The organism is Borreliella chilensis, from assembly GCA_000808095.1.
Classification (GTDB): Bacteria; Spirochaetota; Spirochaetia; order Borreliales; family Borreliaceae; genus Borreliella; species Borreliella chilensis.
Genome location: CP009910.1, coordinates 867,340 through 885,624 on the forward strand (window position 1 = coordinate 867,340; position 18,285 = coordinate 885,624).

Sequence of the window (18,285 nt, forward strand, 5' to 3'; positions counted from 1 at the left end):
GTTTTGAGAATATGAAAATAATTTAAGCTGCTGCTAATTTGAATAACATTTGATTTTTACCTTGTCAATTAGTATAAAGCTTCAAGGTTCAGGGTTTAAAAAAAATAATTTAATTTTTTGTAAATCTTATTTATTAATTTCTTTATAGAATATAGTTTTTGTATGTATTCTTCGTTTTCTATCAGGCTTTTTATACTTTCCATCGATTCTTCTATTGCCATTATGAAATTTTGTTTGGGTTTTAGTCGAAAATTTCCAAAGCAATCTGTTTCCAATGATAAAAAAAGAGCAAATTTTTTTTTGGGAGAGCTTATGAACTGCATTGTACACCCTAAAAGGTGTTTTATTTTTTCAGGGTCATCAATATTTACATTATTTTTTTCATATTTTTTTATACAGTGCCAATCTTTTCCCATTCCTTTGACTATTTCTATAGTTTCTGAGAATTTTTTGTGGTTGAATACTGTTACATTTCCATGTGTCAATTGTATTTTAATTTTTTTCAATTCTTCATTGTTTTGATTGTTTAATTCGTTTTTTGCAATCATTTCTTTTAGTTCTTCTAGGCTAATCTTTATTACATAAATGTTATTTTTATATTCAGCTTTGAAATTTTTTTTCCCTATTTTGACTTCATTGATAATTTTTATCTGTTTTGTATTTGGTATTTGTTTTTCTTTTTCAGGAATTTTTTTATTTTTGGGATCTTCATTAAAGCTAATATCTTCAATCCATTCTTTTTTTAGGACTCCAATTGACCTTGCATACATTTTTGTAGTTTCTATAATTTCTCCTGCAACGAAATATTTTACAGAATCAGTACTAATAAGTGATCCGGGATGAATTATTACATTTTGAGCTTTAATAGTTTTATATTTCTTTTTTGAAGTTTTAAAACAAATATAATCTCTCATTCCTCGCATTATTGATTTTAAATATCCTTCGTTGTCAAAAACACTTTTTTGTATTATTGGTATATTTAATTTGCTAACAATGCTCTCAAGCTGCATTTGTACATTTACTATCTCTTCAAGTCCTTGTAGATCTAAATAATTTTCTTTTGTGTAAGCTTCTTTATTCGTAGCTTTTTTAAAATCTTCAAATATATTGACGAATCCAATTAAATCCCCCATTGGATTTTTATATTTTAAGTGGGCTTGTCTAGCTTCCATCTCTTCATTTTGGGGTAGAATAAAAATTCCGCTTGTGGATAAAAATGATAGACCTATTGTAGTTTGATAGATTGCTTGTGGATAATTTATCATTGCCTCAACTAATGCTCTTGAATGTGCTGGTACTAATGGGAATAGTATCATATATTTACCAATTTCTGTAAGTTCGTTTTTATTGTTGATAGCATCCAACGATTTTAAAATTTTGCTTGCAGTTTGAATGGAATGTGTGGATGGTTTTGAGATAAAGTCAAAGTGGGTAAAATCTCTGATTCCAATGTCTGCCATTCTCAGTATTACTTCAGATAGGTCTGTTCGATATATTTCTTCTTTTTGATAATCTTCTCTTAGTTGATAATCTTCTCTTTTATAAAGTCTGTAGCAAGTTCCTTTTGAAAGTCTTCCTGCTCGACCGGCTCTTTGAGTTGCTGATGATTTTGAAATTGGAACTTCTTGGAGTGAATAGGTATGAGTTTTTGTTTGGAATTTATTTGTTTTAACTTTTCCGCTATCGATTACTATTTTAATGTTTTCAATTGTGATTGATGTTTCTGCAATATTTGTTGATACTATTATTTTTCTTTTATTTTTAGGAGTAGCTACAAATATTTGTTCTTGAGCTTCTTTAGACATTCGTCCGTATAAAGGGAATATTATTAAATTTTTTTTTGAATTTAATTCTTGTAATTCTTTTATAGTTTCTTTTATTTCTTTCTCTCCAGATAAAAATATAAGTATATCTCCTGCTTTTTTTTCTTTTATTACGTTTAGGACAATTTCTTTTATTTTTAATATCATTCCTTTTGATGTGTTTAAAAGAGGAGGATTGTATATTATTTGTACTGGGTATGTTATGGTTTCAATGCTAACAACTGGTGCATTGTTAAAATATTTTGAAAATATTTTTGTGTTTATTGTAGCAGATGAAACTATGACTTTAAAGTCATCTCTTTTTCTTAAAATGTCTTTAATAAGTCCTAATATAAAATCAATGTTCAAGCTTCGTTCATGTGCTTCGTCTATTATGATCACGTCATACTCATAAAGCAATGTATCTTTTTTTAGCTCTTGCAAAAGCACTCCGTCGGTCATTAATTTTATTTTAGTTTTTGGACTTGTAATCTCTTCAAATCTTATTTTGTAACCAACTTCTTCTCCAACGTTTACACCAATGTGTTTGGCAATGTATTCAGCTATTGATATTGTAGCTATTCTTCTTGGCTGAGTTACTCCAATTTTGCCTAATTTTGCAAAACCTGCTTCATATATTATTCTTGGTAGTTGTGTGGTTTTTCCACTTCCTGTTGGACTTTCAACAATTAAAACATTATTTTTTTCTAATACTTTAATTAATTCATCTTTGTATTTATAAATTGGAAGTTTAAAATCATTCATATTTATAACAAACTAAATACATATTTCTCATTTATTTCGTCAAGATTAATGCTATCAGGCAAATCAATTTTCTTTCTTTTAATTTTAGCATAAAATTTATCGTTTTTTTTGTAAATATATATTTTGTTGCCTATTTTGTTTTTAGAAAATGCAATCATTTTAACTATTATGCCCACTTTATTAACTTTTTCGTTTAGTAGGCTGATTGCCTTGTCTAGTGTTATGTCATATGCTTTTGCATCGTTTTTTAGCGAGCAGGTAATACTTCCGCTTTCAGTTTTAATATAATCTCCAAAAACCCCAGTTGCAGCAATGATGTGCTCATTGGTTTGAGGATACTTGCCGATTGTTTTTGGTAGAGAGAGTAATTTTAATGCAAGATCTAATGTTATATTTTCAGGGTCAATTTTTTTAGTAGATGCTTTTTTTGCTTTTATTATTTTTAATTTTTTAGGTTTTCCTTTTTTTGTATATTCTTGAGGAGCATAAGTGTCTTCTCCAAGTTGTACAATGTTTCCGTAAATTGTGTTTTTAAATATTACATTAAGCCCTGTTAAGGGATCAATGCCAAGTATATTTGGTTTTAACGCTTTCTCATTTATTATTTTTTGTATTTCATCTTTTTTGTATAAATTTTCTAATGGGGTTATTGTGTTAATTGAGTAGTTATGCCCTTTAAATACCAAATAAGGTCCATATTTGCCTATGTTTATTGTGTAATTAATGCTGTTATTATTTTCATCATCTAAGTATTGATTTTCAATTACAGTTCTAAATTCAGACGAATTAATTTTAGGTTCTAGTTGCATTACTGAATCTTTTAATCCTTTTTTGCCATTATAGAATTGATTTAGATATTTTATTTTATCTAGCTTTCCTATTGCTATTTTATCCAACTTTTCTTCCATTTTAGAGGTGAAATTTAGCTCAATTAGTACTGGAAAATATTTTTCAAGAAGATTTATTACAGCAGCTCCTTTTATAGTTGGAATTAATGTGTTGTTAAGTTTGAATGCATATCCTCTTTCTAAAAGTGTCGATATAATTGTAGAATAGGTTGAAGGACGACCTATTCCCTCTTTTTCCATTTTTTGCACAAGAGATGCTTCTGTGTATCTAAATGGGGCTTTTGTTTCGTGCTTGTTTGTTTTTGTTTTAATTATAAAAAACGTATCCCCTTTTTTAATTAAATCAAAATTTATGTTAAGGTGTTCATCTTTTTCTTTAGTGTGTTTAAGAAATCCATCAAAAATTATTTTTGTAAAACTTGATTTGAAAATTAAGTTTTTATATTTAAAAGTCAGTTTGATAGTTTCTTTTATTGCATCTTTCATTCCAGAAATAATAGTTCTATCCCATATTATTTTGTAGATTTCTTTAGCAGTTTTACTTTCTATTTCTATGTTTTCGTTTGGAATAAACATTTCAGAAGGTCTAATTGCCTCATGTGCGCTTTGGGCCATTTTTTCTTTTCCATAAATTCTCTCTTTTTCCTCTATGTACTCTTTTCCGTATTTGGTTTTTATTATTTTTGTTATTTTTTCTCTTGCAATTTTAGCAATATTGTGAGAGTCTGTTCTCATATAGGTAATGTATCCATATTCGTAAAGTTTTTGAGCATATTGCATGATTTGCTTTGTTCCAATTTTAAGGCGTTTATTTATTTCTTGCTGAAGTGTAGATGTAGTAAATGGTTTTGGAGGAGATATTTTTATTTTCTTAGTTTCTATTGATATCAATTCCAACTTTTGTCCATTTTTCAATTCTTTTTCAAGCTCGATCATTAAATCTTGGGTTATTATTATTGTTTTGCTGTTGTTTGTAAGTTTTCCAGTTTCATTTATGAAGTCTTTACTTTCTGCTATATTTTTGCCTTCAATTTTTTCTAATTTTGTTTCAAGTAGTACATCTTTTTCCTCGTGTTTGCATTGAAGTAGAATTGAATAATAATTGGCTTTTTTAAAATCTATTCTAGTTTTTTCTTTTTCTATTAATAATTTTAATCCAACAGATTGCACTCGTCCAGCAGAAAGTCCATAAGCTACTTTTTTCCAAAGTAGTGGGGAGATGGTATATCCATATAGTCGGTCTAATATTCTTCGTGCTTCACCAGCATTGACAAGATTCATGTCTATATTTCTAGTATTTTTTAGTGATTCGGTTATTGCTGTTTCTGTAATTTCATGAAATATCATTCGTTTGTAATTTTTTATTTTCAACACTTCTTTTAAATGGTATGCTATAGTTTCTCCTTCTCTGTCTTGGTCGGTTGCAAGATATATTTCATTTATTGTTTTTATCATTTTTTTTAGTTTTGATACAATTGGTTTTTTATTATTAGGAATAATGTAAATTGGATTAAATCCGTTTTTATAATCTACAGAAATATTTGCCCATTCATATGCTTTGTATTCCTTGGGGATTTCTTTTGCATTGTTTGGCAAATCTACTATATGTCCAATGCACGCTTCTACTAAGAATGAGTCATCAAGAAACTTTTTTATTGTTTTGGCTTTTGTTGGTGATTCAACTATTATCAATTTTCTATTTTGCATAAATTCCTTATGTTTATATATTGTATTATAATATATAAACATAATTTAAGAATTAAAAAAAGTGAGAGTATTTTGTGAACAATTATAGAATTTTGCATACTTCAGATTGGCATATTGGTAAAAAAATTGAAAATTTTTCGGTACTTAAGGAGCAGAGAAATTTTTTGTCCTTTCTTTTAGAATTTATTAAGAAAGAAAAAATAGATCTTCTACTGGTTGCTGGGGACGTGTATGATTCTAAGAGGCCTGGATTTGAAGAGCAAAGGTTGGTGAATAATTTTTTTTACGAACTTTCTTTTACTTCTTGTAAATGGTGTGTGGTTATTTCTGGGAACCATGACAAAAGAGATTATTTGAGTATCAATAAAAAACTTCTTTCAAGGTTTAATTTTTTTTTAATAACAGAATATGATTCTGATGATCAAATAGTTTTCTTAAAAGATAATGGATGTCTTAAGTTTATTGTTGTTTGTTTTCCACATATAAATGAAAGACTTGTTTTAGGGCACAATTTTGACAATATTTTTGAATTAGAATATCAACATTCTAATAAGCTATTTCTTGAAAATTTAGAAAATGCTTACAGAGAAAAGATATCAAGGTTATCTAATTTTTTGAAAAACGAGTATAAAGGAATTCCTACAATATTAATGGCGCATTCTTTTTTTGGCAGCAGTAAAAAGATTGATACCTTGGGGGGTAGTTACATTATTCCTTTTAATGTTTTTGGAAATGGTTTTTCTTATGTTGCTCTTGGACATATTCATAAATTCATGAAACTAAGAGATAATATTGTTTATTCAGGATCTCCCATGCAATATTCATTTAATGAGACTAATGATAAATACATAAATGTTTTACATTTTGATAACAATAAATTAATCTTGCAGGAAGCATTTTTGCTGCCTGTTTTTAATAAGTTAATCCTTGTTAAGGGTTCTTTGGAAGAGGTTCTTGACTTTTTGTCTAATTTTAAAAAGGAAGAGTCTTTTACTATTTATTTGAAGATTGAACTTAATGAAGCAGTTGATACTGGTGCTGAGGAGACCATTTATGATTTAGCAAAGCTTAATTTTATGAATTTAGTTTCTATTTCTTATTCTTTACTATCAAGTCAAGATATGCAAGATGATTCAAGCTTTATTGAAGAATTTGAAATACTTGAAATGGATGAAAAATATTTTTTTGAGAAAAAATTGAGAAGAGATTTTGAAAGTGGTGTTATTAAGGATATTAAATTTAATGAAGAAGAGCTTATTTCTCTTTTTAATGAGGTTTTAACGAAGGGGTATTTAGGCGAATATGAGGATAAATAAACTTATATTCAAAAATATTGCTTCTTATAAGGGTGAGCATGAGTTAGATTTTGATACTCCGGTTTTAAGACAATCAGGTATTTTTTTAATCTCAGGCAATACTGGCTCAGGTAAAAGCACTATTTTAGATTGCATAACTTTGGCTCTTTATGCTCGTGTTTATAGGCTTGGTAAAAAAATTGTAGATATTATATCAAAAGGTGAGACTAGCGCTTATGTTAAACTAAAATTTACTATTTCTGGGAGGATTTATGAATCTTTTATTGAGCTTAATGTAAAAAATATAGAAACCCCCAAAAATATGTTGCTTAGTTGTTTTTTTGACGATAGGATTGTTGAGGGTCGAACTGATGTTTTAGAATATATTAAAAATCTTTGTCGATTAGATTTTAATCAGTTTTGTCAAACTGTAATTTTGCCACAAGGTAATTTTCAAGAGTTTTTAATATCAAATCCTAAAGAGAAAACTGCAATAATTGATAATATTTTTAACTTGAAAAAATATGATAATTTGGAATTTTTTTTAAAAAGCGATTTTGAGCGTACAAAGTTTAATATAGATAAATTGTTAAATTCCGAATCTTATGAAAAATCAATTCTTGATTATGATGAGAGAGAGTTTAAATCTCTTAAGGATTATTTAGATTTAGTTGATATTGGTCAGTTAGAAATTGATCTTGAAAATATTAAAAGAGCTATTTCTTTGTGCAATCAGGCAATAGCGGCTAATGAGAAATGTTTAGACTTGGAAATTGAGATGTCTGCTTTAGAGGATAAATTATCTTCTCAGATTGAATATCAAGGTTCTTTAGAGATGAAATATTCTCTTCAAAAGAAATTAAAAGAAAATTTAGATTTGGAGAGAAAAATTTATTTGTGTGCAGACTTTTGGAATTTGAAAAATCTTGTTTTTATGCAGGGCGAATTATTTAATGATAGTAAATTGCTTGATTTAGAGCTTTCAAAAGTTATGAATAATTTAAAAGAAATTAAAGGTTTAGATAATAATAATTTTAATTTTAATTATGTTAAGGAACTTTATAATAAAAATTTTAATATTTCTAATTTTAGGTTTACTGATAATGATTATCAAAGTTTGCTTTTAAGGAAAAATAGTCTTGAGTGTGAGAAAAAAGAATTATTAAAGTCTCAAAGTAAAAAAAATAATGAGATTAAAAGTATTTCTTCTGAGAAGTCTAGTTTTGATTTTGACAAGTATATTTACTATGAAGCATTGAAATTATTCCAGACGTTTAATGATGAGCTGATTTCAAAATATAGAGATAGATTGGAGTTTTTATTAAAGTCTACTAGTGAAGAAGATTTTAATAAAAAGGAAAAAAATATTATTAGGATTGATTTATATAAAGAATTGTTAAAATATCTTGATGATAAAAATTTCTCCATTGAGACTGATAAAGAGAAACTGAAATATATTGAGGTTGAATATAAAAATTATCAACATAAAGATAAATTAGCGGTTTGTAGTTTAAAAGATCTTTACACTTTAAATTCGAAACTTCATTTAATACAAAATCAAATTGATGAACTTAAATATCAGCTTTCTTGTAGACAAGAAGAAATTTCTAAGCAACAGCTTAATGCATTGGAGTTTGAAAAGAATAATTCTGAAATTTTAAGATTGATTGGGAAAACATTGTTTGATAAATATATAGATTATTTTGACAAAGAAAAAATTTTAGCATTTGAAAATAAGATGGAAAAGCTTGAACAATTTAAAATTAGGGAAAGAGATTTAAAAATTGAGATTTCTTTAAAAAATCAAAATTTTGATCAAAACCTTTCAAAGATTAAAAGTTTATCATTAAAACTTAATTTAAATTTAAGTTTTAATGATCATGCTTCTTTGGAAAGAGAATTTAACATTATTTTAGCTAGGCAGAAAAGCATAGAAGATGAGTGGGGTAAGCTTGTTTTGAATCTTGAAAATTTGGGCAACTTAAAAATTAAAACTGAAACCCAAATTAAATTTATAAATGAATCTATATTGAGTTTAAAAGAGAGATTAAACGAAGAGCAAAATAGTTTTACTAATGTAGTTTCAAACTTGAAAAGTGTTGTTTCTAGCTCATTTTCTGTTGAATCAGAAGCTGTTTTCGAACAAGTTAATAAAAATAGTCTGCATTTTTTACAAAAATTGAGCTTATCGATTAGCTCTAAACTTGAATTTTTATCTGGAAATATTGAGAAATATAAAATAAAGCTTTTAGCTTTTCAAGTTCTTCAAAAAAAGATTAATCAACAAAGAATTAATTTGAACGCAATAAGAGAGGAATTAAGTCTTGCTCAGAAAAGGAAAGATAAACTAGATGTTCTAAAGAAGGTGGTTATTAGATCTTCTGGATTAAAATATTATGTGCAAACTTTTTTAATTAATGACATTTTAAGGTTGGCTAATGAAAAGTATTTAAGGTGGATTTTCCCCGATTTTGAGCTTAAAACTAACAAAGAGAGCAAAGATTTTGATTTTTTAATTGAAGATAAAAAAGATGTTAATAAAATAAGAACGGTAAAAACTTTGTCTGGAGGTGAGAAATTTCTTGTATCTTTAGCTTTGTCTTTAGCCTTATCTGATAAAATAAGGGATAGTGAGCTAAGAATAGAAGCTTTTTTTTTAGATGAAGGTTTTGGTAATCTTGATGAAGATACTTTAGCTCAGGTTATGCCTAAGCTTTCCAAATTTCAAATAATGACCGGACGTCAAATTGGGATAATTTCTCACGTTTCTTATTTGAAGGAGATGATTAAAACACAAATAGTCATAAACAAGATTTCTAAAATTTCTTATATTGATATGGAAAGTTTATAATCATTTATATATAATTAGCCTTTGAGGATAAATATGAAACGTTATTTGGCAATTGATGTTGGTGGGACTAGTACTAAATATTCGCTTGCAGATTCAAGCGGTAGTTTTTTTGATAAAAATGAAATAAGAACGGGTACTACTCCTGATGAACAAGTAAATATTTTAGTTAACCTTATTAATTCTTACAAAAAATCAAGTGATATAGCTGGAGTTGCAATTTGTATTCCCGGCTTTGTTGATCTTAAGGGAAATGTCATTAGAGTAAATGCTATTCCTGGTTTTGTTAATTATCCTTTAAAAGAGAGGCTAGAATCTTTAACTGGGATAAGTACAGAAATTGAAAATGATGCTAATTGCGTGGCTTTAGCAGAAAAATTCAAGGGTAATGCTATTGACTCTAGTGATTTTATTGCCATGACTCTTGGAACAGGAATTGGTGCTGGGATTTTTACAAATGGCAAGCTTTTAAGAGGAAGCTCTTTTATGTCTGGAGAGGTTGGGTTTATGATTACTAGAGGTATTAGCAATAATATTCCTTTTAATTGTAGATGGGAATCTATTTCTTCTGTTTCGGCCTTAAGGAAAAGAGTTGCTATGCGTTTAGAGAAGCCTTTAAAGGAGATTTCAGGAGAATATGTTTTTGATCTTGCTGAGAATGGGAATATTCATGCTAAAAATGAAGTTGACAGATTTTTTGAGAATTTGTCATTTGGTATTTTTAATTTAACCTTTATTTTAAATCCTGAAAAAATTTTGATTGGGGGCGGAATAAGTACAAGATCTGATTTAATAGATAGAATATATGAAAAATTAGAAAATTTATGGTCTTTAGAAATGGCGTTTATTAACAATAATAATATAAAAAATCTTGTAACACTTGAACCAACTAAATTTAATAATGAGTCTGGTAAAATTGGAGCTTTGTATCATTACTTTACTTGTCAAAAAGCGGAATAATGACTCTTTTTAGGTTTAGATATTTGAAGCTAGCTTTGCTATAAGATTTTCTACACTAGATTTTTGAATATTAAATTCTATTTCTACTGTATTTTGGTCTTTTATTGTTGCCTTTATTTGGCTTGAGATTGATAAGTTAGTTATATTGGTCAAGATATTTGGGATTAATTTCTTTGATAATATTTTTAATATTGCTGGATTATTTGTTTCGATCAAAGATTTTAAGATATATTCTTTTTGATTTAAACTGCTTATAGTCAAGGTTCCACTATTAAAAGGAATTAAATTTTTACTGCTACTTGCTATTTGCCTTGGGAAAAGTAATGTAGGATCTTGAATCCAAAAAAACATTTCATTTTTTTCTATTTCTTTAATATATTTTGTTGTTAGCATGTTGTCTTTTTTTATTGTTTTGTCTTTTTGGGTTATTGTGATACTAGTTCTAGCTCTGTTTGGGGTAATGTATATGTTTGAATTTTTAAGTTTCCATTTTGGGCTTGTGAGTATATTTCCTATTGATTCTGTGTTTCTATTTTTATGGATTCCCCAGAAAATATCTTTTGGGAAATTACCCATTATTAGTATAGCAAAGTCGTTATTTTCTTTTTTATAGCTAAAGTATAAATTGTTTACAAGCCCAAGAATGGATTTGTATTTAGGGCTTAAAGAGCTGTAGATGGATCTGTTTTTAATTAAATTTATATGGGCATATAAATTTGCGTCAGGCAAAAGTTCCATTAGATAATTTAGATTTTGTTTTGGGGGACTGTAAGGTATACTGGTGCATCCCATGAGACACGAAATAGTAATTATTTTTCTTAATATTTTTAACATTTTTCAATTCCTATCATTGTAAATATGTCGTCGTCAAGGTTTATTTTTTTTTCTAACTTGTTTTTGTTTAATGTTATATTTAGTGTCAATGTTTCATTTTTAATATATTTTTCAAATTTATTTAGTATTTCTTTTAATGTTGTATTATTTTCTATGTATAAGTTTATTCTATCACTAACATCAAAATTTTTTTCTTTTCTTAAATTTTGGATTTGCCTTACAAGTTCTCTTGAAAGCCCTTCCAAATACAATTCTTGTGTGATTAGAGAGTCTATTCCTATTGTAATGGAATCTTCATTTATTATTTTTAAGTTGTCTTTTTCTTTTCTTTCCAATATTATATCATTTAATGACAAGTAATGCTGTGTATTGGCTGTTTTTATTTCGTAAGATATTCCATTTATTATTTTTATTATTTCTTCATTTTTTAGCTTACCAATCTCAATAGATACTGTTTTCATATCTTTCCCAAGCTTTTTACCAAGTTCTTTAAAATTTGCTTTTGCTTTGTAAGTTATGAGCTCTTCTTCGTTAGATTTTATTTTCATTTCCTTAGCATTTATTTCATCTAGTATTATTTCTTGCATTTCTATTAGCATATTTTGTTCATTTTGATTTTTTGTGACAATATATATTGTGCCAATAGGCATGCGTATTTTTATATTGTGTAATGATCTGAGTGATCTTGCCATTGAAGTTATTTTTCTTGCAAGATTTATTTTTTTTTCAATTGTTTTGTTAATAAAATTTTCGTTTGCTTTTGGATAATCGTTAAGATGTATTGATTGCTTGTCTTCATCGGTTTTTAAATTTTGATAAATCTCTTCTGTTATAAACGGAATAAAGGGTGCAAGTAAAATTATTAAATTTTTGATTACATAATATAAGGTTTCGTAGGCATCGTTTTTGTCTTTATCATTTTCTGATTTCCAAAATCTTCTTCTAGATCTTCTTATATACCAATTATTTAATTTATCTATAAATTCAGTAAGAGATTCTATTGATTTTGTTAAATTGTATCTGTCTATTTCTCTATTTAGTATTTTTTTCAGACTTTCAAGTTCACTTATGATCCATTTGTCAAGATTATTGTTTTTAGCTAAGTTGAGGGTTTTTGAAGGTTCAAATTTGTCAATTATTGCATAGGTTGTGAAAAAGGAATAAGCGTTCCAAATAGGTATTATTACATTTTTAAGAACTTCTTTTACTCCATTGTCGCTATATTTTAAATCATCGGCTTTGATTACAGGGCTCATTATTAGATAAAGTCTTAAGGCATCAGCTCCAAAGCTATCTATTACTTTCATTGGATCTGTGTAATTTCTAAAGGATTTTGACATTTTTCTTCCGTCGCTTGAAAGTACAAGTCCATTTACAATGACATTTTTGAATGCTGTGCTTTCAAAAAGAGAAGTTCCTAGAATTGTAAGAGTATAAAACCATCCTCTTGTTTGATCTAACCCTTCTGCAATAAAGTCAGCAGGAAATACATTTTTAAAATTATTTTTGTTTGTGAATGGATAGTGATTGCTTGCGTAAGGCATTGCTCCAGATTCAAACCAACAATCTAGAACTTCGCTTGTTCTTATAAATGTGCCGCCATTTTTGCTTGGCCAGGTTATTTTATCTACTTTGTCTTTGTGTAAGTCTTCGATTTTTTTACCAGATAGTTTTTCAAGTTCTTCTTTTGATCCAACGCAAATTTTTTCTCCTGTTTTTGAGCATATCCAGATTGGAATTGGATTTCCCCAAAATCTGTTTCTGCTTATTGCCCAATCCTTTGCATTTTCCAGCCATTTTCCAAATCTCCCTTTTTTTAAATGGGCTGGCATCCAATTAATTTTTTCATTTACTTTTAAGAGTTTAGTTTTTATTTTTTCTACATTTACAAACCATGAGCTTATTGGTCTGTAAATAATTGGGCAGTTTGTTCTGTAGCAAAATGGATATCTGTGCAGATAATTTTCTCTTTTGAATAAAAAATTGCGGGATTTTAGGTTTTCTATTATTTTTTTATCGGCATCTTTTACAAAGAGTCCTTTAAAATCTTTTACCTGATCTGTAAATCTACATTCAGCATCCAAGGGGTCTATTATATCGACATTTGTATGCTTTTTAAGTATTTTGTAGTCTTCTTCTCCAAAAGGAGCAATATGAACAATTCCTGTTCCATCGTCAGTTGTAACATAATCGGCTGTGTGGATTTTGAAGGCTCCTTTATCTTTTTGTTCTAAAAAGTAGTTGAAAATAGGTTCGTATTCTATTCCTTCAAGCTTGTTTCCTTTGAATTCTTCTAAAATAGTATATGAATTTTCATTATCATAATAGCTATTGAGCTTTTTTGATCCGAGTATTAATGTTTCTTCTCTTTTTTTGTCAAATATTTTAGAATATTTTATCTCTTGTCCTACTGCAATTCCAAGGTTTGAGGGCAACGTCCAAGGTGTGGTTGTCCATGCTAATAAGTATTCGTTTTTATCTTTTATTTTAAACTTTATTGTTAATGACGGGTCATTAACTTCTTTATATTCTCCAAGATTTACTTCAAAGTTTGAGAGTGGGGTTGCAAGTTTTGGGGAATAGGGTAGCACATAGTAACTTTCGTAGATTAAACCTTTATTGTAAAGATTTTGAAATACCCACCATACAGATTCCATGAAGTTTATATCCATAGTTTTGTAGCCTTTTTCAAAATTTACCCATCTTCCAAGTCTTAAGATTATATTTTCCCATTCTTTTGTATATCTAAGCACTATTTTTTTGCATTCTTTGTTAAAGTTTTCAATACCATAATTTTCTATTTCGTATTTACCAGAAATTCCTAATTTTTTTTCTACTTCGTATTCAACAGGCAGGCCGTGAGTATCCCATCCAAAATTTCTTTTAACATATTTACCTTGCATTGTTTTGTATCTTGGAATTATGTCTTTTATTGTGTTTGGAACAAAGTGTCCAAAATGAGGAAGTCCTGTTGCAAAAGGTGGCCCGTCATAAAATGTAAATTCTTCACAACCTTTTCGTTGCTCCATTGATTTTTCAAAGATCTTGTTGTCAGCCCAAAATTTTAATATTTTTTCTTCTATTTTAGGAAAATTTGCCTTGTTTTCTACTTTTTTGAACATATAATTCTCCTTTATTTTATCATCCTTTATTTATTCTATTATTATCTCTTCTTTTTCTAAATAAACTGTTATTTTGCTTATGTTTTGATTCTCAGCTATTTTGGTGATAATCTTTTCTTCTATTTTTTCTTTTATTGCAGTAATTACGCTTCTTGCTCCTGAATTTTTTTTATAGTATTTTTTAGTTATAAAGTTGTTAACATCTTTTTTTATTTCTATTTCAATTCCTTTAGAATAAAATTTTGTCCTAAGGTTGTTTAAGTAATTTTTGCAAATTTCTTCTACATTGTCTTTTGTTAGGACATTTAGGACAATTTTTTTTTGAATTTTATCTAAAAGAGATGATGTAAATCTTTTTTCAAGATTTTGTTTTATTTCTTCTTTTAAATCTTTTATTTCTGTGTTTTTTTGTTGATTTTTGTTAAATCCGATATTCTTCTCTCCAAGAAGCATTCTAGATCCAATGCTTGTAGTCATTATTATAATTGTGTTTTTAAACAGTATTTTATCTTCTTTGCTATCAATAAGTTCTCCATTTTCAAGCATTCGACTTATTAAGTTTAATATAGAGTTGTGGGCATTTTCAATGTTTTCAAACAATAGGAAAGTTTCAAATGAATGTTTTAATTTGTTTGTTAGAATTCCTCCATCAGAGTAACCCACGTATCCTGGATTTGTCCCAATTAATTTTGAGATAGAGTTTTCTTCTCTGTAATCCGACATATCTAGTTTTAATACTGAATTTTGATCTTTAATAATTTTTTTAGATAGTTCATCAGTTAAAGTGGTTTTCCCACATCCATTTGACCCTATTAACAATATTGAAGTTAAAGGCTTAGAATCGTCATTGAGTCCAAGTTTAATTTTAATAATTTCTTTAATAAGCTCATTTACTGCATTTTTTTGTCCGATCACTTTTTGATTGATTCTATTTTCTACTTCTTTTAATTCTAAAATTTCTTCTTTTATGTTATTTGTTTTTTTGATGGATAGTATTTCATTTACTGCTTTTTGTATATCATCGGATGTTATGATGTTGTCTTTTGTAAGTTCTTCTTTTTTAATTGCACCAGCAATATCTATTATATCTATTGCTTTGTCTGGAAATCTTTTGTTTATTAGATATTTGGATGAAAGTTTTACTATATTTATAAGCGCGTTTTTTTCATAGATTACTCCATGATAGTCTTCGAAATTTTTTGCAATATTTTTAATTATTTTTAAGGTATCTTTTTCATTGGGTTCTTTTACAGTGATTGTTTGGAATCTTCTGGCAAATGCTTTGTCTTTTGAAATGTATTTTCGATATTCATTATAAGTAGTTGCTCCAATAATTTGTATTTCAGCTCTAGAAAGTGATGGTTTTAATATATTTGATGCATCAAGAGCTCCTTCAGAGTTTCCAGCTCCTATTAAGGTATGTATTTCGTCAATAAATATTATTGTGTTTTTATTTTTTTCAATAAACTTAATTATATTGTTTAAACGATCTTCAAATTCGCCTCTATATTTTGTTCCTGACACTAAGCTTGAAACTTTAAGCATTAAAATTGTTTTGTTTTGCAGTTTGGCGCTTATTTTTTTTTGTGCTATGCTTGATGCAAGTCCTTCAACTATTGCTGTTTTTCCTACTCCAGGCTCACCTATTAGCATTGCGCTATTTTTGTTTCTCCTTAAGAGTATATTTGTAAGAGTTTTAATCTCCTCTTCTCTTCCAATCAAGGGGTCTAATTTTTTAGCTTTTGCAAGTGCTGTTAAATTTTTAACATATTTTCCAATTTCAAAGTGCTCATTTTCAAATCTTATTTCTTCATCAAATTCTTTATAGGTTTCAATTAATCTTATTTTATTTTTTTCCATGTATTCTAATGTGTTTTGATCTTTAAAGTCGAAGCTAGATTTACTTAGTTTGTACTTTTTTAGAAGTTTTTTATTTTTTAATATTTGATAAAAAATTTCTTTTGCTCCTATTAAGGTTTTAGATTTAAACTCCTTTTTGGCCTCTTTTATGAGAGTAAAAATCTCTTTATTAATTTTGGGAATGATTATTTCATTTTTTTCTATTAAAATTTTTTCTAATTTTTCTATTTCAGATATAGCTTCTTGTTTAATGTTCTTTAGAGTTTTGGTATCTATAAATTTTATTTCAGATTTTTTTGGAGTGATAATTATAGACATTAATAGGTGCCAAGTTGAAACTTCTTTATTTTTATTTTTTCTTGCAATTTCTTTTGAATCTATTTCTACCAAATTTATTAGATTTTCTGTTATGTTAATATTTTTTTATCTCCATCTTTATTGCATTTATTATATCAAATATTTTATGTTTTTCCTTATATTCAAGTTTTACAGATATATAAAATTTAATTTTTGGCTCTGTGCCAGATGGTCTTACAGTTATTACAATTTCGTTTTCAAGTATAAATTTTATTGCGTTTATAGGATATTTATATTCTTTTATTTCTGAAATTTCTTTTTTGAAGTTGGTTTTTTTTAGAGTTTTATAATCTAATTTTTCAATTATCTTAATTCCAGCAAATTGTACTTTTTGTTCTTCTCTTAGCTTTAACATTAGAGCTTCTCTTTCTATTTCTCCATCAGCCCCTTCAAAGTCTTTTTCTATATTAAATTCTTCATAATATCCAAATTCTTTGTATATCTTTTCAAGATAATTTTTAATTGTTTGCTGTTTAGCTTTTAAGTCAAGTGCTAAAGAACAAATCCCTTTTATGGCTGAAAAGGCATCCTTGTCTCGAACTTCTCTTCCAATTAGATATCCATTACTTTCTTCGCATGCAAAGGTAAATTTTTTATTCGGTTCTTTTTTTTCCATTTCATCAATTAAGCTTCCCATCCACTTAAATCCTGTGTAAGTCCTAAAAATCTCAGAACCATATTTTTTTGCAATTTTTTCTAGCATTGGTGTTGTTACAAATGATGATATTACAAATGTATTTTTAGGGTTTATTTCTTTTGAGAGCATATAGTTCATTAAAATGCAGGATATTTGATTTCCATTTAAGAATATCCATTCGTCTTGTTCTTTAAATGCAACTCCTATTCTGTCAGCATCTGGATCTGTCGCAAGGGCAATGTCGCAGTGTTCTTTTTTTGCAAGCTCTATTACTTTTAGCATTGCTGTTTTTTTTTCAGGATTAGGATATTTTATTGTTGGAAATTCAGAGTTTGGCATTATTTGACTTTTTTCTACAAAAAGCTGTATTTGGCTATTTGCAAATAATTTTTTTATTATGGTTCCACCAGTACCATGTAGGGCCGTGTAGGCTATTTTTAAGTTTATTTTTTTGCTCTTTTCTTGAAAATCGGGGAATTCTCTGTTTATTGTTTCCAAGTACTCTTTATCTATCTCATTACCAAGTTCTTTAATATTTTTTTTTTCAATGCCTTCTTGTATACTCATTATATTTATTATGGTTTTTACTTTTTGTATTTCATTAGTTATTAGTGTGTCGTGAGGCGGCATCATTTGGATCCCACCTTTCCAATATGCTTTATAGCCATTATATTCTTTTGAATTATGACTTGCTGTTATCATAACACCAACATCACAATCAAATTTTCTTATCGTATAAGATAGTTGGGGAGTAGGTCTTAAGCTTTTATATATGTACACTTCAAAATTATTTGAGGCAAAAATTTGAGCAGCACTGTAAGCGAATTCTTTTGAAAAGTACCTTGAATCATAACTTATTGCAACTTTAGGATTTTTGTTTATTTTAAGCACATAATTGCATATTCCTTGACTTATTTTTTTTACATTATATGTATTTATGTAGCATGTTCCAGCTCCAACAATTCCCCTCATACCAGCAGTGCCAAATTCTAGGTCTTTGTAGAATCTGTTTAGAATTTCTTTATCATTGTTTTTTTTTTGTATGTTTATTGCTTCTTTTTGAAAATGTTTATCCTTTTCAAGAATAATGTAATTTTTTAATTTTTTTTTGGCTTTAATTTTTTGCATCAATTTTTCCTTTTATTTTATTCTTTAAACAAAGACTAATTAAATTATATTGATTTATAATGAATTATATACTTGATATAGAATTTATTATTAGATAATTTATAAGAATGTGTATTGAATTT

The 18,285-nt window shown here is 27.6% G+C and carries 9 protein-coding genes; 3 read left to right on the forward strand and 6 right to left on the reverse strand.

All coding sequences use genetic code 11. The annotated features are described in order from the left end of the window. Nucleotides 1-95: 95 nt before the first annotated feature. Nucleotides 96-2,567 (reverse strand): ATP-dependent helicase, encoded by a 2,472-nt coding sequence (locus OY14_04140; protein AJA90601.1) that lies wholly within the window; start codon nucleotides 2,565-2,567, stop codon nucleotides 96-98. Between the two features lie 2 nt (nucleotides 2,568-2,569). Next, the gene (locus tag OY14_04145) at nucleotides 2,570-5,122 is read right to left on the reverse strand and encodes a DNA topoisomerase I (protein ID AJA90602.1); all 2,553 of its coding nucleotides are present in this window, start codon (nucleotides 5,120-5,122) and stop codon (nucleotides 2,570-2,572) included. 74 nt (nucleotides 5,123-5,196) lie between these two features. On the opposite strand from OY14_04145, the gene OY14_04150 reads away from it, so the two are divergent. The 3 genes from OY14_04150 to OY14_04160 are packed head-to-tail and all read left to right on the forward strand — an operon-like array spanning nucleotide 5,197 to nucleotide 10,225. Next, nucleotides 5,197-6,438 (forward strand): nuclease SbcCD subunit D, encoded by a 1,242-nt coding sequence (locus OY14_04150; GenBank protein AJA90603.1) that lies wholly within the window; start codon nucleotides 5,197-5,199, stop codon nucleotides 6,436-6,438. Then, on the forward strand, nucleotides 6,425-9,268 hold the full coding sequence (locus OY14_04155; protein ID AJA90604.1) for an exonuclease SbcC: 2,844 nt from the start codon (nucleotides 6,425-6,427) through the stop codon (nucleotides 9,266-9,268). The genes OY14_04150 and OY14_04155 overlap by 14 nt, the downstream gene beginning before the upstream one ends. 33 nt (nucleotides 9,269-9,301) lie before the next feature. After that, nucleotides 9,302-10,225, forward strand: coding sequence for a XylR family transcriptional regulator (locus OY14_04160; protein AJA90605.1), 924 nt, complete (start codon nucleotides 9,302-9,304; stop codon nucleotides 10,223-10,225). A 15-nt stretch (nucleotides 10,226-10,240) separates the two neighbouring features. Here the strand turns inward: OY14_04160 and OY14_04165 are convergent, their stop codons facing one another. From OY14_04165 to OY14_04180, 4 genes are read right to left on the reverse strand one after another with little or no spacing between them, the layout of a single operon-like run. Then, nucleotides 10,241-11,059 (reverse strand): lipoprotein, encoded by an 819-nt coding sequence (locus tag OY14_04165; protein AJA90606.1) that lies wholly within the window; start codon nucleotides 11,057-11,059, stop codon nucleotides 10,241-10,243. Next, a complete protein-coding gene (locus OY14_04170; GenBank protein AJA90607.1) occupies nucleotides 11,053-14,181 on the reverse strand; it encodes an isoleucyl-tRNA synthase in 3,129 nt (1,042 codons plus the stop codon). The genes OY14_04165 and OY14_04170 overlap by 7 nt, the downstream gene beginning before the upstream one ends. Before the next feature lie 30 nt (nucleotides 14,182-14,211). After that, nucleotides 14,212-16,431, reverse strand: a complete 2,220-nt coding sequence (locus OY14_04175; GenBank protein ID AJA90608.1) for an ATPase AAA — start codon at nucleotides 16,429-16,431, stop codon at nucleotides 14,212-14,214. A gap of 22 nt (nucleotides 16,432-16,453) precedes the next feature. Then, a complete protein-coding gene (locus tag OY14_04180) occupies nucleotides 16,454-18,163 on the reverse strand; it encodes a phosphomannomutase (GenBank protein AJA90609.1) in 1,710 nt (569 codons plus the stop codon). Between the last annotated feature and the right edge of the window lie 122 nt (nucleotides 18,164-18,285).